Annotated in this window: 13 protein-coding genes; 5 read left to right on the forward strand and 8 right to left on the reverse strand. The window is 43.3% G+C overall.

The window, feature by feature from the left end:
* The first annotated feature begins 74 nt into the window (after positions 1-74).
* The 4 genes from I3257_RS09770 to pdxH all read left to right on the forward strand — a co-directional run bounded on the left by I3257_RS09770 (position 75) and on the right by pdxH (position 6234).
* Positions 75-2078 carry a mechanosensitive ion channel family protein gene (locus I3257_RS09770; protein ID WP_238049628.1) on the forward strand — a complete coding sequence of 668 codons (2004 nt, stop codon included), beginning with the start codon at positions 75-77 and terminating at the stop codon, positions 2076-2078.
* Positions 2079-2489: 411 nt separating this feature from the next.
* Complete coding sequence (gene guaB / locus I3257_RS09775; protein WP_045454296.1) at positions 2490-3962, forward strand: IMP dehydrogenase; 1473 nt, start codon at positions 2490-2492, stop codon at positions 3960-3962.
* 213 nt (positions 3963-4175) lie between these two features.
* Positions 4176-5546: a phosphoglucosamine mutase gene (gene glmM / locus I3257_RS09780; protein WP_238049630.1), complete on the forward strand. Its 1371-nt coding sequence runs from the start codon at positions 4176-4178 to the stop codon at positions 5544-5546.
* Positions 5547-5589: 43 nt separating this feature from the next.
* On the forward strand, positions 5590-6234 hold the full coding sequence (pdxH, locus tag I3257_RS09785) for a pyridoxamine 5'-phosphate oxidase (RefSeq protein ID WP_238049639.1): 645 nt from the start codon (positions 5590-5592) through the stop codon (positions 6232-6234).
* A 150-nt stretch (positions 6235-6384) separates the two neighbouring features.
* Here the strand turns inward: pdxH and I3257_RS09790 are convergent, their stop codons facing one another.
* The 7 genes from I3257_RS09790 to I3257_RS09820 all read right to left on the reverse strand — a co-directional run bounded on the left by I3257_RS09790 (position 6385) and on the right by I3257_RS09820 (position 14742).
* Positions 6385-7674 carry an HlyD family secretion protein gene (locus I3257_RS09790; protein ID WP_238049632.1) on the reverse strand — a complete coding sequence of 430 codons (1290 nt, stop codon included), beginning with the start codon at positions 7672-7674 and terminating at the stop codon, positions 6385-6387.
* Positions 7675-7781: 107 nt separating this feature from the next.
* Positions 7782-9398, reverse strand: a complete 1617-nt coding sequence (locus tag I3257_RS09795) for an MFS transporter (protein ID WP_238049634.1) — start codon at positions 9396-9398, stop codon at positions 7782-7784.
* Between the two features lie 532 nt (positions 9399-9930).
* Entirely contained in the window at positions 9931-10560 is a 630-nt protein-coding gene (locus tag I3257_RS09800) for a glutathione S-transferase (protein WP_201614188.1), read from the reverse strand.
* A 47-nt stretch (positions 10561-10607) separates the two neighbouring features.
* A complete protein-coding gene (locus I3257_RS09805) occupies positions 10608-11285 on the reverse strand; it encodes a type 1 glutamine amidotransferase domain-containing protein (protein WP_238049636.1) in 678 nt (225 codons plus the stop codon).
* A gap of 219 nt (positions 11286-11504) precedes the next feature.
* Positions 11505-12554, reverse strand: a complete 1050-nt coding sequence (locus tag I3257_RS09810; RefSeq protein WP_060491217.1) for an NADP-dependent oxidoreductase — start codon at positions 12552-12554, stop codon at positions 11505-11507.
* Between the two features lie 156 nt (positions 12555-12710).
* Positions 12711-13931, reverse strand: coding sequence for an iron-containing alcohol dehydrogenase (locus tag I3257_RS09815; protein ID WP_238049637.1), 1221 nt, complete (start codon positions 13929-13931; stop codon positions 12711-12713).
* Between the two features lie 208 nt (positions 13932-14139).
* Complete coding sequence (locus I3257_RS09820; protein ID WP_055124963.1) at positions 14140-14742, reverse strand: TetR/AcrR family transcriptional regulator; 603 nt, start codon at positions 14740-14742, stop codon at positions 14140-14142.
* 406 nt (positions 14743-15148) lie between these two features.
* Here I3257_RS09820 and I3257_RS09825 point away from each other — a divergent pair, with 406 nt between their 5' ends.
* Positions 15149-16639: an aldehyde dehydrogenase family protein gene (locus tag I3257_RS09825; RefSeq protein ID WP_238049638.1), complete on the forward strand. Its 1491-nt coding sequence runs from the start codon at positions 15149-15151 to the stop codon at positions 16637-16639.
* A gap of 94 nt (positions 16640-16733) precedes the next feature.
* Here the strand turns inward: I3257_RS09825 and I3257_RS09830 are convergent, their stop codons facing one another.
* A complete protein-coding gene (locus tag I3257_RS09830; protein WP_045446342.1) occupies positions 16734-16964 on the reverse strand; it encodes a hypothetical protein in 231 nt (76 codons plus the stop codon).
* Positions 16965-17233: the final 269 nt, after the last annotated feature.

Here is a 17233-nt window from a genome sequence, read left to right on the forward strand (position 1 = left end):
ATCTATGTAAGAATAAGCTTTGTAGGCAAACTTCAAGAGATGCAAACATCAAGTGAATTAATGGCTTTTAAAATATGAATATTCTCAAAAAGAGCATTGTTGGCGGTCATTGTATAGCAACTGATACCGACGGTGACTACTATCCTAACGGCCAACGTTGGAATGTGCGCGCCAGTACTTTGTCATTACTATTAGTTTTTTTTATAGTCAGCATGAGTGCTGTGTTTGCATCCGCTAATGCCACAAGCACTAGTGATATGCAAAGCGATAGCGAACAAGTTGATGATGAGCAGTCCAGCTCGTCATCGACTTCAGTCAGCAAGCCCGATAATCTGGCTGAATATGCCACTCAGAAAATCAATACAATTAAAGACGAAAGCCTCAGTATCTCTGGCGTTGCAGAAGAAATATTTGATCCTACCGAGCGTAATGCAGTAGAGCAAGCGGGTAATTTGCAGGGCGATTCTGGACTGACGGGTGAATACAATGAAAGTTATTATTTGCTAGACAAGCTCAATGTAGGCTTGCCGCCATTGTCTGAACTGCCAAATTTAACCACGCCACTAGCGACTTTAGAGTTTTTTCAGTCAGCGGTCATGAAGCAACAATACGACTTGGCTGCTTATGCACTCAACATTAATTTAATCGATCAGAAAATTCAGCGTAACCACGCGCTTGAGTTATCAAAACGGTTGGATTTTTTGTTAACGGAAAAAGAGCTTTATGTTTTTGATGATCTGCCAGATCGCCCAGATGGTTTAATCGAGCCACCACTTGGCAATACCAGTAGTATCATGGGTATCCCTAGACGTTCGATTCAGCTAGGTTATATCGACTATCGTGAGCGCCGTGTTCCCATCTATTTGCAACGAGTACGGGTTGGTGAGGCTGCGCCTATTTGGGTATTTTCTGCACAGACCGTTGATAATATTGACAATCTCTATGAACAATATCATCCAGCGGAATTTGAGCGTTATTTACCTGGATGGTTAAAACTTAAGATTTTCAGTATCGCACTATGGGAGTTTTTGGCATTAGCACTGTTTTTCTTAGTGACCATGGGAGTAGGGTGGTTACTCAGTAAAGGCACGGAAAAAATCATCAGCCGTTATATCGACGATGAAAAATACAGCAATTATGTTGGTAGTACTAATGGCGTGGCAGATTTGGTTAATAAGCTGACCGTGCCGTTGACTTTTACCATCAGTTTTTTGCTCGTCTTTACTTTAGTGTCAGGCGGCTTTCCTTATTTGGATGCGGTAGCTTCATCGACTCGTCCGCTTATCTGGATTGGGCTAGTATTTAGCACCTTATGGCTTGGCATTCGCGTTATTAACTTTTTTGCTAATCGCTATCAAAGCCTACAAATTGAAAATCTGGCTGAAGAGCACTTTGATAAAGAGCGCCGTCGCCGTACTTATGTATCGATATTTCGCCGCGTCTTTATTTTTGTCATGATTTTGGGCAGTATTTGGATTGGTCTCAGTGAATTTGCCAACATGGAAGGTCTTGGCAAAACGCTATTGACCTCGGCTGGTATCGCAGGCGTGGTCATCGGAATTGCCGCGCAGCCGATACTGGGTAACATCATTGCTGGGGTACAGGTGGCCGTGACCCAGCCGGTACGGATTGGCGACAGTGTGATAATGGATGGCAACTTTAGTACCGTTGAAGACCTGCGTTATACGTATGCGGTACTCAAAACATGGGATGAACGTCGATTGATCGTGCCGATGCGCGAACTGATCACCGAAATGGTAGAAAACTGGTCACATACCGAAGTACATCAGACTTGCCCTGTGTTTTTATATGTCGATTATGGCGCAGATATTGAAGCCATTCGCCAGCAATTTATATCGGCGGTTAAAGATAATAAGCTTTGGGACAACAAAACTGAGCCTGAAATGTTTGTCATTGAGGTGACTGCCAACATTATTCACCTGCGCGGCGCTGTTTCAGCGGTAGGTCCCATAGAAGCATGGACACTGGCCTGTGAGATACGTGAGCAGATGTTGAATTACTTATATAGCAAACAAAAAGCTTATCTGCCTGCTGAACGTTTAATATTGAAGGGTTAAGACCAGTAACCGACGATTGAGTATGTTTTCTATGCTTTTAAATAGCTGAGCTTTACAGACGTCGATATCGATAGACAAGCGCTAGCAAAATAAGCTGACAAATATAGCATGCGATTTGTCTGATTATTTGTTATAATATGGCGTTATTTTTAAGGGATAAATGAGCGATTAAGAGTAGGGGCGCGCTATATTTGTGCAAACTTATTAGCATCAATCAATTGCAATTTTCGAGTGTCTCTGTTTGTTTAATCACAAACACCGGCTGGCTCATTGCTGATTATCTAAAACTTTGTGATACAAGGTCTTTAATTTTAAGACTTTAGCTTCATAAAGTCATATCGGTGATTTTGGTTGATTGTCTTAATGCCAAAAATATCCCACCCATCAAAATAACCACCACTAGGGGTCTGTATGTTGCGAATTGTCGATGAAGCCTTAACCTTTGATGACGTTTTATTGTTGCCAGCTTATTCTGAAGTCTTGCCAAAAACTGCCGATCTGACCACTCGTTTGACCAAAAACATCACGCTGAATTTACCGCTGATTTCTGCCGCGATGGATACCGTGACCGAATCTGAAATGGCCATTACGATGGCACAGCTAGGCGGTATGGGTATCTTGCACAAGAGCATGGATATCGCCAAGCAAGCAACACAAGTACGCCGCGTCAAAAAATTTGAAGCAGGTACGGTTGTAGATCCGATTACTGTGCATCCAGAGATGACGATTGGTGATCTGCTACAGCTGACGCAAGACAATAATATCTCAGGCGTACCTGTGGTAGAAAGAGGCACTGATAATGTCGTGGGTATTGTGACTCACAGAGATTGGCGCTTTGAAACCAATCTGTCTTTGCCAGTTAGTAAAATCATGACGCCAAAAGATCAGTTGGTGACAGTACATGAAGGTGAAAGCAACGAAAACATCAAGCGTCTGCTACATGAACACCGTATTGAAAAAGTCATCGTTATCGACGATCATTTCCGCTTACGTGGTTTGATTACGGTTAATGATTTTGCAAAAGCTGAAAACAATCCAAATGCTTGTAAGGATGAGCAAGGTCGTCTGCGTGTTGGTGCTGCTGTTGGTACTGGTGCAGATACCCAAGCGCGTGTTGAAGCATTAATCGCTGCTGACGTCGATATCATCGTGGTTGATACCGCACACGGTCATTCAAAAGGCGTGATTGATAAGGTGTCTTGGATTAAAAAGCACTATCCACACGTACAAGTCATCGGTGGCAATATCGCAACAGGGGATGCTGCACTTGCACTACGTGATGCAGGCGCTGATGCGGTAAAAGTCGGTATTGGCCCTGGTTCTATCTGTACTACGCGTATCATCGCTGGTATCGGTGTGCCGCAAATCTCAGCCATCGATAACGTCGCTAGCGCATTAAAAGACAGTATTCCACTGATTGCAGATGGTGGTATTCGCTATTCAGGTGATATGGCAAAAGCCATCGCTGCTGGTGCTTCGTGCATCATGGTAGGCTCATTGATGGCTGGTACTGAAGAAGCGCCAGGTGAAGTTGAGCTGTTCCAAGGTCGTTACTACAAAGCTTACCGCGGTATGGGTAGCCTTGGTGCGATGTCAGGCTCAAACGGTTCATCAGATCGTTACTTCCAAGATGCTAAAGATGGCGTAGAGAAATTAGTACCAGAAGGTATCGAAGGCCGAGTTCCTTATAAAGGTCCAGTTGCTGGTATTGTTAATCAGTTGGTTGGCGGTTTGCGCTCATCAATGGGTTATACTGGCTCTGCGACCATCGAAGATATGCGTACCAATCCGCAATTCATTAAGGTGACATCGGCGGGTATGAAAGAGTCGCATGTCCATGATGTTCAAATCACTAAAGAAGCACCGAACTATCGTGTGAATTAAAAGATGTTCTATAATCCTGCATTACGTCAACGATAGCTATTTTGCAGGGCTGCAGTGACCTTAAGATACAAACAGCCAACAATGCCTTGTTATTGTTGGCTGTTTTTTTTGTAAAATACACAAGCGGATTATAATAATAACTACTTAGACTGTTTATACGTTATTGTTTGCGTATTCGTCTGGTTTTCACTCTTAGATTTGGGAGCATACATAATGAGCTACTTTGGCACCGATGGTATTCGCGGAAAATTCGGTGAGTCGCCGATTACCCCTGATTTTATTTTAAAACTGGGCTATGTGACGGGACGTGTGCTGATAGAGAATAATGACAACCCTGCTCGCAAGCCAAGCGTGGTCATCGGTAAGGATACGCGGCTGTCAGGTTATGTGATTGAAGGCGCATTGCAAGCGGGGTTTAATGCCGCTGGTGTTGATGTGCATATGCTTGGACCATTACCCACACCAGCGATTGCGCATTTGACCCGTAGTTTTAATGCAGATGCTGGGGTAGTTATTTCAGCGTCGCACAATCCTTACTATGATAATGGTATCAAACTGTTTTCAGGAGATGGCAAAAAGCTGACTGATGAGATGCAAAACTCCATTAATGATAAGCTAAAAGCGATTATGAGTGCCTCTGAGGCGGACAATAATGTGATCATGCCTATTCTTGATCCAGCACAATTGGGGAAAAATAATCGAATCAATGATGCCAAAGGTCGCTATATCGAATTCTGTAAAGGCAGTTTTCCCTATCAGTACGACTTGAGTCATCTGACTGTCGTTGTAGATTGTGCCAATGGTGCAGGCTATAGCGTGGCACCAAGAGTCATGCGTGAGTTGGGTGCCAATGTGATTGCTATTAACAATACGCCTGATGGCGTCAATATCAATGCCGACTGCGGCTCTACCCATCCTGAAGGCTTACAGAAAGCAGTGATTGAGCACGAGGCAGATGTTGGTATCGCACTAGACGGTGATGGTGATCGTATTGTGATGGTTGATGAGGCTGGTAATCTGGTTGACGGCGATGGCATTTTATACGTACTTGCTACCCAAGGTCAGACTAAGGCGAAAGGTGTGGTTGGTACGCTGATGAGTAACATGGGCTTAGAGCTGGCACTCAAAGCAGCAGATATTAAATTTACGCGTGCGAAAGTAGGCGATCGTTATGTGATGCATGAGCTTGAAGCGAATGGCTGGATACTGGGTGGCGAACCATCGGGTCATATTCTATGTTTGGATAAGAGTCGTACGGGCGATGCCATTATCGCCGGCTTGCAAGTGCTTGCGGTGATGGAAGCACGTGGTAAAGCGCTCAGTGATTTGACCGAAGGCTTTGAAAAATTGCCACAGAAACTGGTCAATGTACGCTTAAGTAAAATGCAAGATCCGTTTGAACATGAAGAGCTGGTTGCTGCTTTTGCAAAAGCACAGGCTACTTTAGAGGGTCGTGGTCGTCTGCTCATTCGACAGTCAGGTACAGAGCCTATGATACGTGTGATGATTGAGTCGGATGATGAAATAGAATGTGATGTATTGGCAAATGATTTGGCTGACCATATCAAAGCAATATTGGGTTAAAGTCATAATATAGTTATATTAAAATAAGGAATATTTTATGAGCATGGATTTTACCGATCAGCGTTTGTCATACGAAAAAGGTGAGCTTGATCAACAGTCCGTCCCAGACTCTCCATTTGAGCTACTAAAAGAATGGATGAATGAGGCAATAGCACAAAAGGTGCAAGAGCCTTATGCGATGAGCTTGGCGACGTGCGGTGCTGATAATAAACCTAGCGTGCGCATCGTACTTATGCGTGAGATTACTGAAAATGGTGTGGTGTTTTATACCAACTATGAAAGCGCTAAAGGTCAAGATATTGCCGAAAACCCGAATGTCGAAGCGCTATTCTTTTGGCACGAGCTGGAGCGTCAAGTACGTATTAGTGGCAGCATTGCTAAAATCGATGCTAATAAGTCAGCTGCTTACTTTCAAAAGCGTCCTCACGACAGTCAAGTGGGTGCGTGGGTCAGTCAACCGCAAAGTGGCGAGGTTGCTGATCGTGAAGTGATGCAAGCCAAGTTTGATGAGCTGCAAAACCAGTATCCAGAAAGTAGCCAAGTGCCAACACCAGCGTTTTGGGGTGGTTACGAGATTAGCATTCATGAGATTGAGTTTTGGCAAGGTCGTGCCAATCGTATGCATGACCGTATTGTCTATACTAAAGACAATGGTGAAAGCTGGACTACCAAGCGCCTTTTGCCGTAACCCAAGCGCGCTATTCATATTTTCATAGAACTAGAAAAGCCAATCTAGGCGTCATAGTGATTATGACATCTGGACTGGCTTTTTATTTTGCGGTTTGTCTGGAGCAATTTTAGAAAATAGCAGTGCCTATTTGTGAATGTCCAACATGCTCTAGTTCGGTTTAGTATCGACATCGACCGACACCGACATACCGGGGCGCAATTGCGCAAGCTCAGGTTGTCCTTGCTCTAAATCTATTCGTACCGGAATACGCTGAGCGATTTTAATATAGTTGCCAGTCGCAGGGTTTGCCGCGCCTGCGCTAAATTCACTGCCAGTCGCTGGCGAGATATTGCTGACATGACCTCGAAACTTAATGCCGCCTAGCGCATCCACATGAATAGTTGCAGGCTCACCGACAGTCATATTTGCCACTTGGGTTTCTTTAAAGTTGGCGATAATCCACACGCCTTTCGGCACCACATACATGAGCTGTGTGCCCGCGCTGACATATTGCCCCGCTTTGACGCTGACTTGACTCAGTTGTCCTGATTCCGGTGCTCTGATAATAGTATTGTCTAAATTAAGCTGTGCTTGCTTAGCAACTGCTTCTGCATTTTTAATATTGGCATCGAGTGATGAGCGGCTACCACTGGTTTTTTTGCTGGCTTCAAGGGCGACTTGTAAATTGGCTTCTGCTTGCTGCACGCCCGCTTGTGCTTGAGCGAGCTGAGCTTGGGCATGAGCAACTTCTGCTTTGGATACTGCGCCAATCGCATCAAGCCCTTGATAGCGCTTTACATCTTCGCGTGCACTATCAACGCTGACTTTGGCACTATATAAGTCCGCTTTACGTGCTTCGATTTGTGCCTGACTGGTGCCCGTATCTTGCGCATTGCTTGAGCGGTCGGTCATAGCGACTTCGATATTGGCTTGTGCTTGTTCGAGCTGCTGCAAAAAGGCACGGTCGTCTATCTTGACCAATAAATCACCTGCTTGTACATTTTCAAAATCTTGCACTGCCACTTCTGTGACATAGCCAGAAACTTGCGGGCTGATAATCGTTGTTTGACCTTTTACAAAGGCATTATTAGTCTGCTGAACCGTAGGCGTAAAGGGCGGTAGCTTCCATGCATAAAGAATCAAAAGGACGCCAATAATGATTAGTGCAATCAATAAGCCTAGGTTAAAGTAAGATTTCTTTTTAGGCGACCAACTTGTAGCGTCAGGAATAGGCTCTTTTGGCGGCATTGGCGTTTCATCAGTATCAGCAACTGACGTTATTACCGAGTCCTCTTTTTTCGGTACGGTCACAGTATCATCACTTTTCGATTGGTTTAGAGGCATCTCTATTGCTGCTGCATTGGATGATGTCTGATGGTTTTCAGCAGTATTTTGGGTGGCATCTTGAGCAGTGTCTTGATTATGGTCATCAAGATCATTTAATTTGTCTTCGCTCATGATGCGCTCCTAATGAGATTGATAAACATGGTGGATAACTTTTTAAAATATAGTAATTAGCATAAGAAGAAAAGGTAACAGCAACAAATCGATATGATTATCACCTGTTATTTTTTGCCCATCATTTCTGCCAATGCGGCAAGTTCTTTACTAAGTGGATTGCGTTTATGATAAAGGTAATAAAAATAAACCATCAATAAATATAGCGCGGTGATGGTGGCGCTCACGGCCATCAAAAAGAATAAATCGTCATAAGCGGCGACCGTTGCTTGACGTTGCACACCCTGTAGCATTTGGGTCATCGTAGCAGGATCAGTGGTATTCATTGAACTGACCATATCGGCATAATGCATCTGAGTACGAATGGTGGTAAATGCTTGAATACCTGCCGCGCCTGCCAAACCGCCGACAGTTTGTGAGATACCAAAAATCACCGAGAAGCTAATAATATAGGCAGGTCCGTTAGCAATGGCGCGAAACATACCTTCAAATACCATTGGTCCCATGAAGTAAACGGCAGCAAAAGCGATTATAAACTGACTGAAATAGAACATATAAGGGGCAGAGTTTAGCGACACACCCGTATCTATCCATGCACCAATCGCAATCAATGCAACCGCAAAAATCACTGGTCGGCGCAGATCCGTCGCTTTGGTGGTAAAAATGCTAATCACTAATGCCAGTATGCTAGCCACCAAGATGATGGCATAGAAAACAATCAGCTGGTCATTACCATAACCAAGGTTTGCTAATAACCCTGCGGCGCCCACACTTTGCTCAGACAGCAAAATACGCATAACGGCACCAGTAATCATAAAGGCAATAATGGTGCGACTACGCATCCAGCGCACTTGTAACATAGGGTTTTTGCGGTGCGTTTCAATCCATAAAGCAATTGAGATAGTCACGACGGCAATGATCAATGGATAGCTAAGCCAAGGCATTGTCCACCATTGAATTCTACCTTGTACTAAAAATACCGATAGGGCGGCAAGACCACTGGCAAAAAAGCCAAAACTCACCAAATCAAGTTTTTCAAAGACCTTTTCCGTGTTGCCCGGTGGTAGCTCAAGAATGTTAATAAGCCCAAAGCAAATCAGCGATAATCCCACTTGGAATAAAAATAAACCTTCAAGCTGACCATCAACGGCTAAATAAGGCGAGATAATCCGTGACAGTGGAATGCCAAACTGCACCAAGCCAAAGCCCAAAATAAGTCCGCTGATACGCCGAGCAGTTGGCATGCCTTGTAGACAATAAAAAATAGACAATACCGTCATCGCACTAGCCACCACACCACTAAAGCCACGGGCGAGCAGTTCTAAATAATAAGGCTCAATGCTAACCCCAATCGTCGTACTGAGTAGATTGCTACTGACCAACCACTGCATACTGGTGGCTGCCAATAAAAAGAACAAGGTGATTTTGCTAAATAACGACATGCCAAATTGCTGGCGAATTTTGTACAGCAGCACCGTGACACAAGCATTGGTCATATTGTAAGCGACTGATATCCAGCCACCTTCTACTGGTGTTAAGCCCATTTCACCTTGGATTTGAGTGAGATTCGCGACCAATAGACCATTCTGAAAGCTGGCAGTTAAGCCGATAAAAATACCAATCAGTAAATAAAATACTTTACGGTGCACAGGGTGATCAGGGGTGGCAGGCGAGCCAAGCATGAATGGTCGTTCATGGGGCTTAAACTGGTATTCAGTACTCATGGATGGATAATCTGCGTAGAGGGATAAAATGGTGTATAGCCGTTGTTAAACAAGCATCGCGCTCGTCGGATAGTCATGAAAATCAAGGCGTTCAAAGTCATTTAATAAAAAGTCATTTAATAAAAAGTCATTTAACAGAAAGTCATTTAACAGAAAGTCATTTAGTAGACTGATAAAACCAAAAAAGTATTCTAAACCCTGTTTTGAATATTTTATCATAATTTTTGTTGAGTATTTATCACGCATAACTCACACATTGAAAATCAAGTTAAAAGATAGATGCAGCTGTCTGTCAATGATAGACGATAAGAAACACAGTGCTATAGTCAGAGCACTTTTAAACCGCTACGGTGTTACCCACCCTAGATGTACTCAGTATACTATCTGCGGTCGGTCGCCATGTAGCGATTCTAAAATTCCTTGACTATATGTCACATAGCTACGACTCAGGTCATTTTTACCCATAAAAAACAGCTCTATAAAGAGCTGTTTTTTATACATTAGATAGTCGATAAACAGTTAGACCATGGTACTAAATAGAGTGATCATAATTCGCCTCTAAACGCATGCTGCGCTGATAGCTATCAAGACTGGCGAGTTGTAAAGCATACTGCTTAATATGCGGATAATCATCTAACGCTTCACGCTTAGCCAGCATGATTAAGTCAAAAGACAGCATAAAGTCAGCGCCGCTTAGCTTATGACCAACGATAAATGGCTTATCTGCAACTTCCTCGTTTAGATAGCTCAACAGTCTGTGTTTTTCTTGACTGATATAACCATCTAAAAACTCGTTATCGACGATACCGGCTTTTTTGGTAAATAGCTCCAGTAATAACGGCAACATGAGCGAGCTTTCAGCAAAGTTAATCCATTGCAGATAATGTCCATAGTCTGCGCTATCAGTCGTAGGACGTAAGCGCTCTGGCGCAAATCGCTCAATCAATAACTCAGTGATTGCACCCGACTCAGCATAAAGTTGACCATCCATCTCGATAACCGGAGATTTGCCGAGTGGATGTACCGCCTTTAAACTGTCTGGTGCCAAATGAGTATTAGGATCGCGTTGATGACTAATGATCTCATAAGGCACGCCCAGCTCTTCTAAAAGCCATAAAATACGTAATGAGCGAGACTGGTTGAGATGATGTAAGCGAATCATGATAGTGGCCTTTTTGCATGGTCTATTATATTGACGTTAAAAAGATATTAACCTTTCAGCTTAGTGATTAAGCGCTTGGCAGCTTCCTCTGATGACGCTGGGTTTTGTCCCGTAATCAGCAAGCCATCTTCGACCACAAATGATTCCCAATCAGCGGCTTTTTCATAGTTACCACCATTGGCTTTTAGTGCATCTTCTACTAAGAATGGCACGACATCTGTTAGACCAACGGCGTCTTCTTCTGAATTGGTAAAGCCAGTCACTTTTTTGCCTTTGACTAAATACTCACCGTCAATTTTGACATTTTTAAGAGCGGCTGGAGAATGACAAACAAAGGCGACAGGTTTGTCTTGTTTGACAAACGTCTCAATCAAATTGATCGAATTTTTATCAACTGCCAAGTCCCATAGTGGACCATGACCGCCTGGATAAAAGACTGAATCAAAATCTTCAGCGTTCATATCAGCGAGTTTTTCAGTATTGGCAAGATGCTTTTGAGCATCGCTGTCTTCTTTAAAACGCTTGGTATCTTTCGTTTGCGTGTCTTCAGTGTCACTGCTCGGATCAAGCGGTGGCTGCCCGCCAGCAGGAGAAGCAAGTGTCACATTGACGCCCGCATCGATAAAAGCGTAATAAGGCGCGGCAAACTCTTCTAGCCAAAAGCCCGTTTTTTTACCAGTATCGCCCAACTTATCATGTGAGGTTAGTACCATTAAAATATTCATAGTCGTCCTTATTTATTATTGATGTTGTTCTTAAATCATGGGTTGTTAGCAGTCATGCTTAATTGGTCATCTGTAATCAATATGAGTATTAGCAATGACTGCTAGCGGTATTCATATAACAGTATTCATGGTTGAGAGGTCATTTTCAGTGGTTGTCTTAGCAAGTTATGTTGTTAAGTCGTTATTTGCGATTCAACCAACTGATAACCATTGGTTCTGTTATTCAACCTCAGAAACTTTAACCACTGTTTTACCAAAGTTATCGCCATTTAGCATGCGAACAAAGGCATTTGGTGCATCGTCTAAGCCTTCAGCAATATATTCTTTGGTTTTAACATCACCTGACTCGACCCATTTACTCATGGTTTTTAAGAATTCTGGGAAGTGATCGCCATATTCTTCAAAAATAATAAACCCTTTGATGGTGAGACGACGGCTTAGAATGTTGCCCATTAATACGCCTAGACGATCTTTACCATCAGGCAGCTCGGTGGCGTTGTATTGCGAAACCAGACCACAGACTGGGATACGTGCATGCGCATTTAATAATGGCATAACGGCATCAAACACTTTGCCACCGACGTTTTCGTAATAGATATCGATGCCATCTGGGCACGCCGCTTTTAATTGCTCGGCAAAGTCATCAGCTTTATGGTCAATACAGACATCAAAGCCTAGCTCATTGACAGCAAAGTCACATTTTTCTTTGCCACCAGCCACACCAACGGTACGTAAGCCATATTGGTTGCCAACTTGACCTACCGTTGCACCAACGGGACCCGTTGCGGCTGCGACGACCAAAGTTTCCCCTTTTTGCGGCTTACCGATGTCGGTCAAACCCATGTAACCGGTAAAGCCGGGCATACCTAATACACCTAAACCATAAGAAGGATTTGACATGTTTTTGTCAAGCTTTAAGACGCCTTCGCCATCACTGACGCTATAGTCTTGCCAGCCTGAGTTTGAGACCACTAAGTCACCCACAGCAAATTTATCGATATTGGATTCAACGACTTGGGCAACCGTTCCACCCATCATGACATCACCCACTTCTAGCGGATCAGCATAGCTTTTTGCATCGCTCATACGTCCACGCATGTATGGATCTAATGATAAGTAAACGGTACGCAGCAGCATTTCATTGTTATTTGGCGATGGGATATCGCTGGTTACCATATCAAAGTTTTCAGCTTTTGGCTCACCTGTTGGACGGCTTGCCAATTTGATTTGACGGTTTGTTTTTTGATTTTGTTGTTTATCAAAGCTCATTATCAGATTCCTTTTCTATTTATTGATTTTAAGATTCTATTGATTTTAATATTTACTGGTTTTGATATTTAATGGTGAATGGAGTAGTTACTCAGTGCTGAGCAACTACTATAAATAGCATAACAATATGTGTTTCTTATTACGGTGGTGTTTTTATTAAGCAGCTTTACTACTAATAGCACGTTGCAGAATACGGCGTGACACTTCTAAATCATTGTTGCTGTGCTCGCCTAACTGAACCATGTTGTGCGCCTCAAGCTGCTTGATAATCGGGTCAATAGCTGACGCATCAAGTTCTGCATCTTCTAAACTGACAGGCAAGCCAAGGTCGCGGAAGAAGTTTTCTGTACGGACAATAGCGGCTTCAATGACAGCATCTTCGTCTTGATGGGTATCATCAAGCGTAATATTCCAGACATTATGCGCATATTGAAGTAATTTCTCTTTTTTGCTGTCTTTCAACTCACGCATTACTGAGGGTAATAAAATGGTTAGGGTGCGAGCATGATCGATGCTGTGTAACGAGGTTAGCTCATGACCGATCATATGTGTTGTCCAGTCTTGCGGTACGCCTGCACCGATTAGACCATTGAGTGCCATGGTCGCTGTCCACATAATATTCTTACGAGTTTCTAAGTTTTCTGGATCTTGTTTAACGATACGACCTTCATCAATGAGGATTTTCAGCAAGCTCTCAGCAAAGGCGTCTTGCACTTTTGCGTTGACTGGATACGTTAGGTACTGTTCCATGACATGGACAAAGGCATCCGCAACACCATTCATCACTTGACGCTCAGGTAATGTCAGTGTTTTGATTGGATCTAATATTGAGAACTTAGGGAAGGCAAGTGCGTTGCCAAATGGTAGCTTAGCTTGACGTTCACTATAATTGATGACGCCGCCTGAATTCATCTCAGAGCCAGTGGCTGGAATGGTCAAAACAGCACCCAAATCGATGGCAGAATAAATGTCTCTGCAATAGCTGGTTAGTGCGTTCCATGCTTGTTCGCGTGAGACAGTCGTGCCATCTTCTTCAGTAAGTGACGATACCAATGCCACAAATTTGCTACCATCAATGACTGAGCCGCCCCCGACCGCTAGCAAAAAGTCAATATTGTGCTCATTGACCATATCTGCTGCTTTTAAAAGAGTTGTGAATTCTGGATTGGCTTCAATACCACCAAATTCGAATACGGTACGTGTACCGCTCGCAGCCAAAGCTTCTTTTACTTCGTCTAGCGTACCTGTGCGCTGTGCCGAACCGCCACCATAAGTGATAAGCACACGGGCATCAGTCGGGACCAATTCTGATAGTTGTTTGATTTGACCTTCACCAAAGACGATACGTACTGGATTGTAATATTGGAAGTTATTCATAGTATTCCTAAAATTATTAAATATTTGTGTTGAGCGTATGGGGTGCAAAAATCTCAGTGGCAAATTAGCCATTCGTTTTTGCAACTGTGGGCATTGTACACTAAATAGACCAGTCGTCTAGTAATTTTTACAAAACTCTCTTATAACTCAATTTTTTGCTTTAGATCTAGGGACGTATAAATGGCTAAAAAGCGTTTAACGCACGAGATTAGCGTCCCAATTGAGAAGTAGTCATCTGCCATACTTCTGCAAGCGGTGTATTGGTTTGGCTAATCTTGGCGATTAAACTGGCACCAAGCCAAGCAAAATACCAACGTTTTGCCATGCTCTCGGCCGCGATATTGTCAGGTTGTGGTACAGAGTCATCCGCCCAGCCTGCTTTGATTTGTTCGGCAAGCCAGCTGATGGTCTGCTGGTAACCAGCATTCAGTGCGATGCGCATAGGTTCAGACAGATCTGCAACCTCAGCGCTGAGCTTAACCACCAAGCACTTTTCATGATCACAGCCATTTTGCTGGGTGTCATACCAGCTTTGAAAGTAATCATAAATCTTTTGCTGGGCATTAACTTTTTGACGACCAATGGTGTCTAAGCGTATCTTATAGTCAGTGAAATAATGACTGATGATAGCTTCACCGAACGCTTCCTTTGAGGCAAAATAATGGTAAAAAGAGCCTTTAGGAATACCAGCTGTGTCTAGTATTTGTTTGATACCGACGGCAGTAAAGCCTTTTTTGGAAATCAGTTGATAGCCTGTTTCTAACAGATGCGTTTTGGTATCTGGTGGGATTGTGGTTGAGGCCGCAGACATAATGGTAATGTCCTCCTATATTTTTTATGAATGTATTTCAGAGATAAGGTATGGCGAATAATGCTACTTAGCGCGCTATTAACAATTATTCATGATACTTTCTATGGGTCGATGCAGATTTTTATCTTTGCTTATAATGAGTGCTTATTGTAAGGGTTGATATGGTCACGTTACGTTTTTTCAACAATACTTGCTGACAAAATACGCTTATTTGTATGAGGTCTATGGTAGCATTAGACCAGTCGTCTAGCAAGTTTCGTTTTGATGTGCTTAATCAAATGTCGCGAGCGCAGGCTATTTAATATAAATAACTGTGTTAAGAGTTATTTTTTATCTGTCTCAATTTGCTAGTCATACTGTTTTATTGACAACCAACATAACATCCCTAAAATAAATGAGAAGAATTATGTCAACTGATACCGATAATAACAAAGCCAATGCCTATAATGATTTCCACCTTCAGTACATTGCAGGGGAATGGCAAAGCGGTCAAGACGATAGCGTCAATACCAATACCAACCCCTACAATGGCGATACACTTGTAAAGACTCAGCAGGCGACAGAAACACAGCTTAATGAAGCGTATCAAGCAGCAAGTGCGGCACAAAAAGAGTGGGCACAGCAGACGCCAGCGACACGAGCAAGTGTGCTATATAAAGTGGTTGAGATTTTAGATCAGCGCCAAGATGAAATCGTCGATTGGCTCATTAAAGAGTCGGGCAGTACCCGTGTTAAAGCCATGGTGGAGTTTGCTGCTACCCGCGCCATTACCCTTGAGGCTGCGACTTTCCCCAGTCGTGTACATGGCGAGATTCGTCCATCTAACACCCCTGGCAAAGAAAACTTTGTTTACCGTGAGCCCATCGGTGTCGTCGCTGTCATTAGTCCGTGGAACTTTCCATTACATTTGACCCAACGTTCTATTGCACCAGCTTTAGCACTTGGTAACGCTGTGGTACTAAAGCCTGCGAGTGATACCCCAGTGACTGGTGGTTTGCTGCTAGCAAAAGTATTCGAAGAAGCAGGTTTACCAAAAGGCTTGCTCAACGTGGTTGTTGGCTCAGGCAAAGAGATAGGAGATGCGATCGTTGAACACAAAACCCCAAGCTTTGTATCATTTACGGGCTCTACTTCAGTCGGTAAGCGCATTGGCGAGTTGGCTAATGGCGGTGACTACATTAAACAAGTAGCGCTTGAGTTGGGTGGTAACAGCCCATTTGTGGTACTAAAAGACGCTGATATTGAGCAAGCGGTCAAAGCAGCAGCCTTTGGCAAATTCTTACATCAAGGTCAAATCTGTATTGCTATTAATCGTATTATCGTTGAAGACGAGATTTATGATGACTTCGTTGAGCGTTTCTTGGCGCATGTTAAAACGTTAAACGTCGGCGATCCGAGCAAACAAGACACGGCGGTTGGTCCGATTATTAATAAAAAACAGGTCGAATCGTTGAAAGAGAAAATCGCCAACGCGCAGCAAGAAGGCGCAAAAATGATATTAAGTGGTGAGATTAAAGGGCAAGTGGTACCGCCGCACATCTTTATTGAAGTGACGCGCGAGATGGATTTGTCACGTAATGAGGTGTTTGGACCATTGGTCGGTATCATCCGTGCCAAAGATGAAGAGGATGCGTTATCGATTGCCAATGACTCAATGTTTGGTCTGTCGAGTGCGGTATTTACAAAAGATATGGCAAAAGGCATGCGCTTTGCTCGTGGTATCAGAGCGGGCATGACACATATTAATGATATTTCAGTCAATGATGAAAGTAACTTACCATTCGGTGGCGAGAAAAACTCAGGTATTGGTCGTTTTAACGGTGAGTGGGTGCTAGAAGAGTTCACTAGAACGCACTGGATATCTATGCAACATGAGCCACGCGAGTATCCGTTTTAAGCGATGTATATTTTCAATGCTCTAAATTAAAGTTTGAATAATAAAAAAGCCTGCAAATCAGCGGGCTTTTTTTATGGGAACGTTGAAAGTGTGATTATTTAAGGTGAAAGCCTAGCAAGCCTTGTATCTCCTCGACGGTCATATGTCTAACGAGCGCTTGATCTTCTACCGACAAGCGATTGGTGTGCTCTTTTATCATAGTATGGATGCTACGAGCGACCTCAGAGGTGCTAGCATAATACATTTGCGGCTCCTCTTTAGTGAGTTTCATCAAAAACTTATCGATGATTTTGCGCTTTTCATGGGAAGCGTGTTCTTGAGTCATGACATTCTCCTAGTTATAAACCATCTAAGCAGTCAGCTCAGTGATAGTCAATGCTTATGGCTAGTATAACGCAGATAACAACGAGGGTAGCGACTTAAGTTGAACGGGTAACACGCTCTATACTGTGTGTCACATTCTAAAATATTATCATCTAGCGCCGTAAAACCACGTCCTTCTAGGGCGTGGATATCAGGCGTCAACCGTTGTCACCTAAGATTGAACATACCTTGATAACCAAATACATTGAGATCATAATTACCCCATGAAAA

The organism is Psychrobacter sp. Ps7 (assembly GCF_022129225.1).
Classification (GTDB): Bacteria; Pseudomonadota; Gammaproteobacteria; order Pseudomonadales; family Moraxellaceae; genus Psychrobacter; species Psychrobacter immobilis_A.

What these genes read in the sequence shown, in the direction of transcription:
- I3257_RS09770 (WP_238049628.1), top strand. Translation starts at nt 75, where the DNA reads ATGAATATTCTCAAAAAGAGCATTGTTGGCGGTCATTGTATAGCAACT.
- guaB (WP_045454296.1), top strand. Translation starts at nt 2,490, where the DNA reads ATGTTGCGAATTGTCGATGAAGCCTTAACCTTTGATGACGTTTTATTG.
- glmM (WP_238049630.1), top strand. Translation starts at nt 4,176, where the DNA reads ATGAGCTACTTTGGCACCGATGGTATTCGCGGAAAATTCGGTGAGTCG.
- pdxH (WP_238049639.1), top strand. Translation starts at nt 5,590, where the DNA reads ATGGATTTTACCGATCAGCGTTTGTCATACGAAAAAGGTGAGCTTGAT.
- I3257_RS09790 (WP_238049632.1), bottom strand. Translation starts at nt 7,674, where the DNA reads ATGAGCGAAGACAAATTAAATGATCTTGATGACCATAATCAAGACACT.
- I3257_RS09795 (WP_238049634.1), bottom strand. Translation starts at nt 9,398, where the DNA reads ATGAGTACTGAATACCAGTTTAAGCCCCATGAACGACCATTCATGCTT.
- I3257_RS09800 (WP_201614188.1), bottom strand. Translation starts at nt 10,560, where the DNA reads ATGATTCGCTTACATCATCTCAACCAGTCTCGCTCATTACGTATTTTA.
- I3257_RS09805 (WP_238049636.1), bottom strand. Translation starts at nt 11,285, where the DNA reads ATGAATATTTTAATGGTACTAACCTCACATGATAAGTTGGGCGATACT.
- I3257_RS09810 (WP_060491217.1), bottom strand. Translation starts at nt 12,554, where the DNA reads ATGAGCTTTGATAAACAACAAAATCAAAAAACAAACCGTCAAATCAAA.
- I3257_RS09815 (WP_238049637.1), bottom strand. Translation starts at nt 13,931, where the DNA reads ATGAATAACTTCCAATATTACAATCCAGTACGTATCGTCTTTGGTGAA.
- I3257_RS09820 (WP_055124963.1), bottom strand. Translation starts at nt 14,742, where the DNA reads ATGTCTGCGGCCTCAACCACAATCCCACCAGATACCAAAACGCATCTG.
- I3257_RS09825 (WP_238049638.1), top strand. Translation starts at nt 15,149, where the DNA reads ATGTCAACTGATACCGATAATAACAAAGCCAATGCCTATAATGATTTC.
- I3257_RS09830 (WP_045446342.1), bottom strand. Translation starts at nt 16,964, where the DNA reads ATGACTCAAGAACACGCTTCCCATGAAAAGCGCAAAATCATCGATAAG.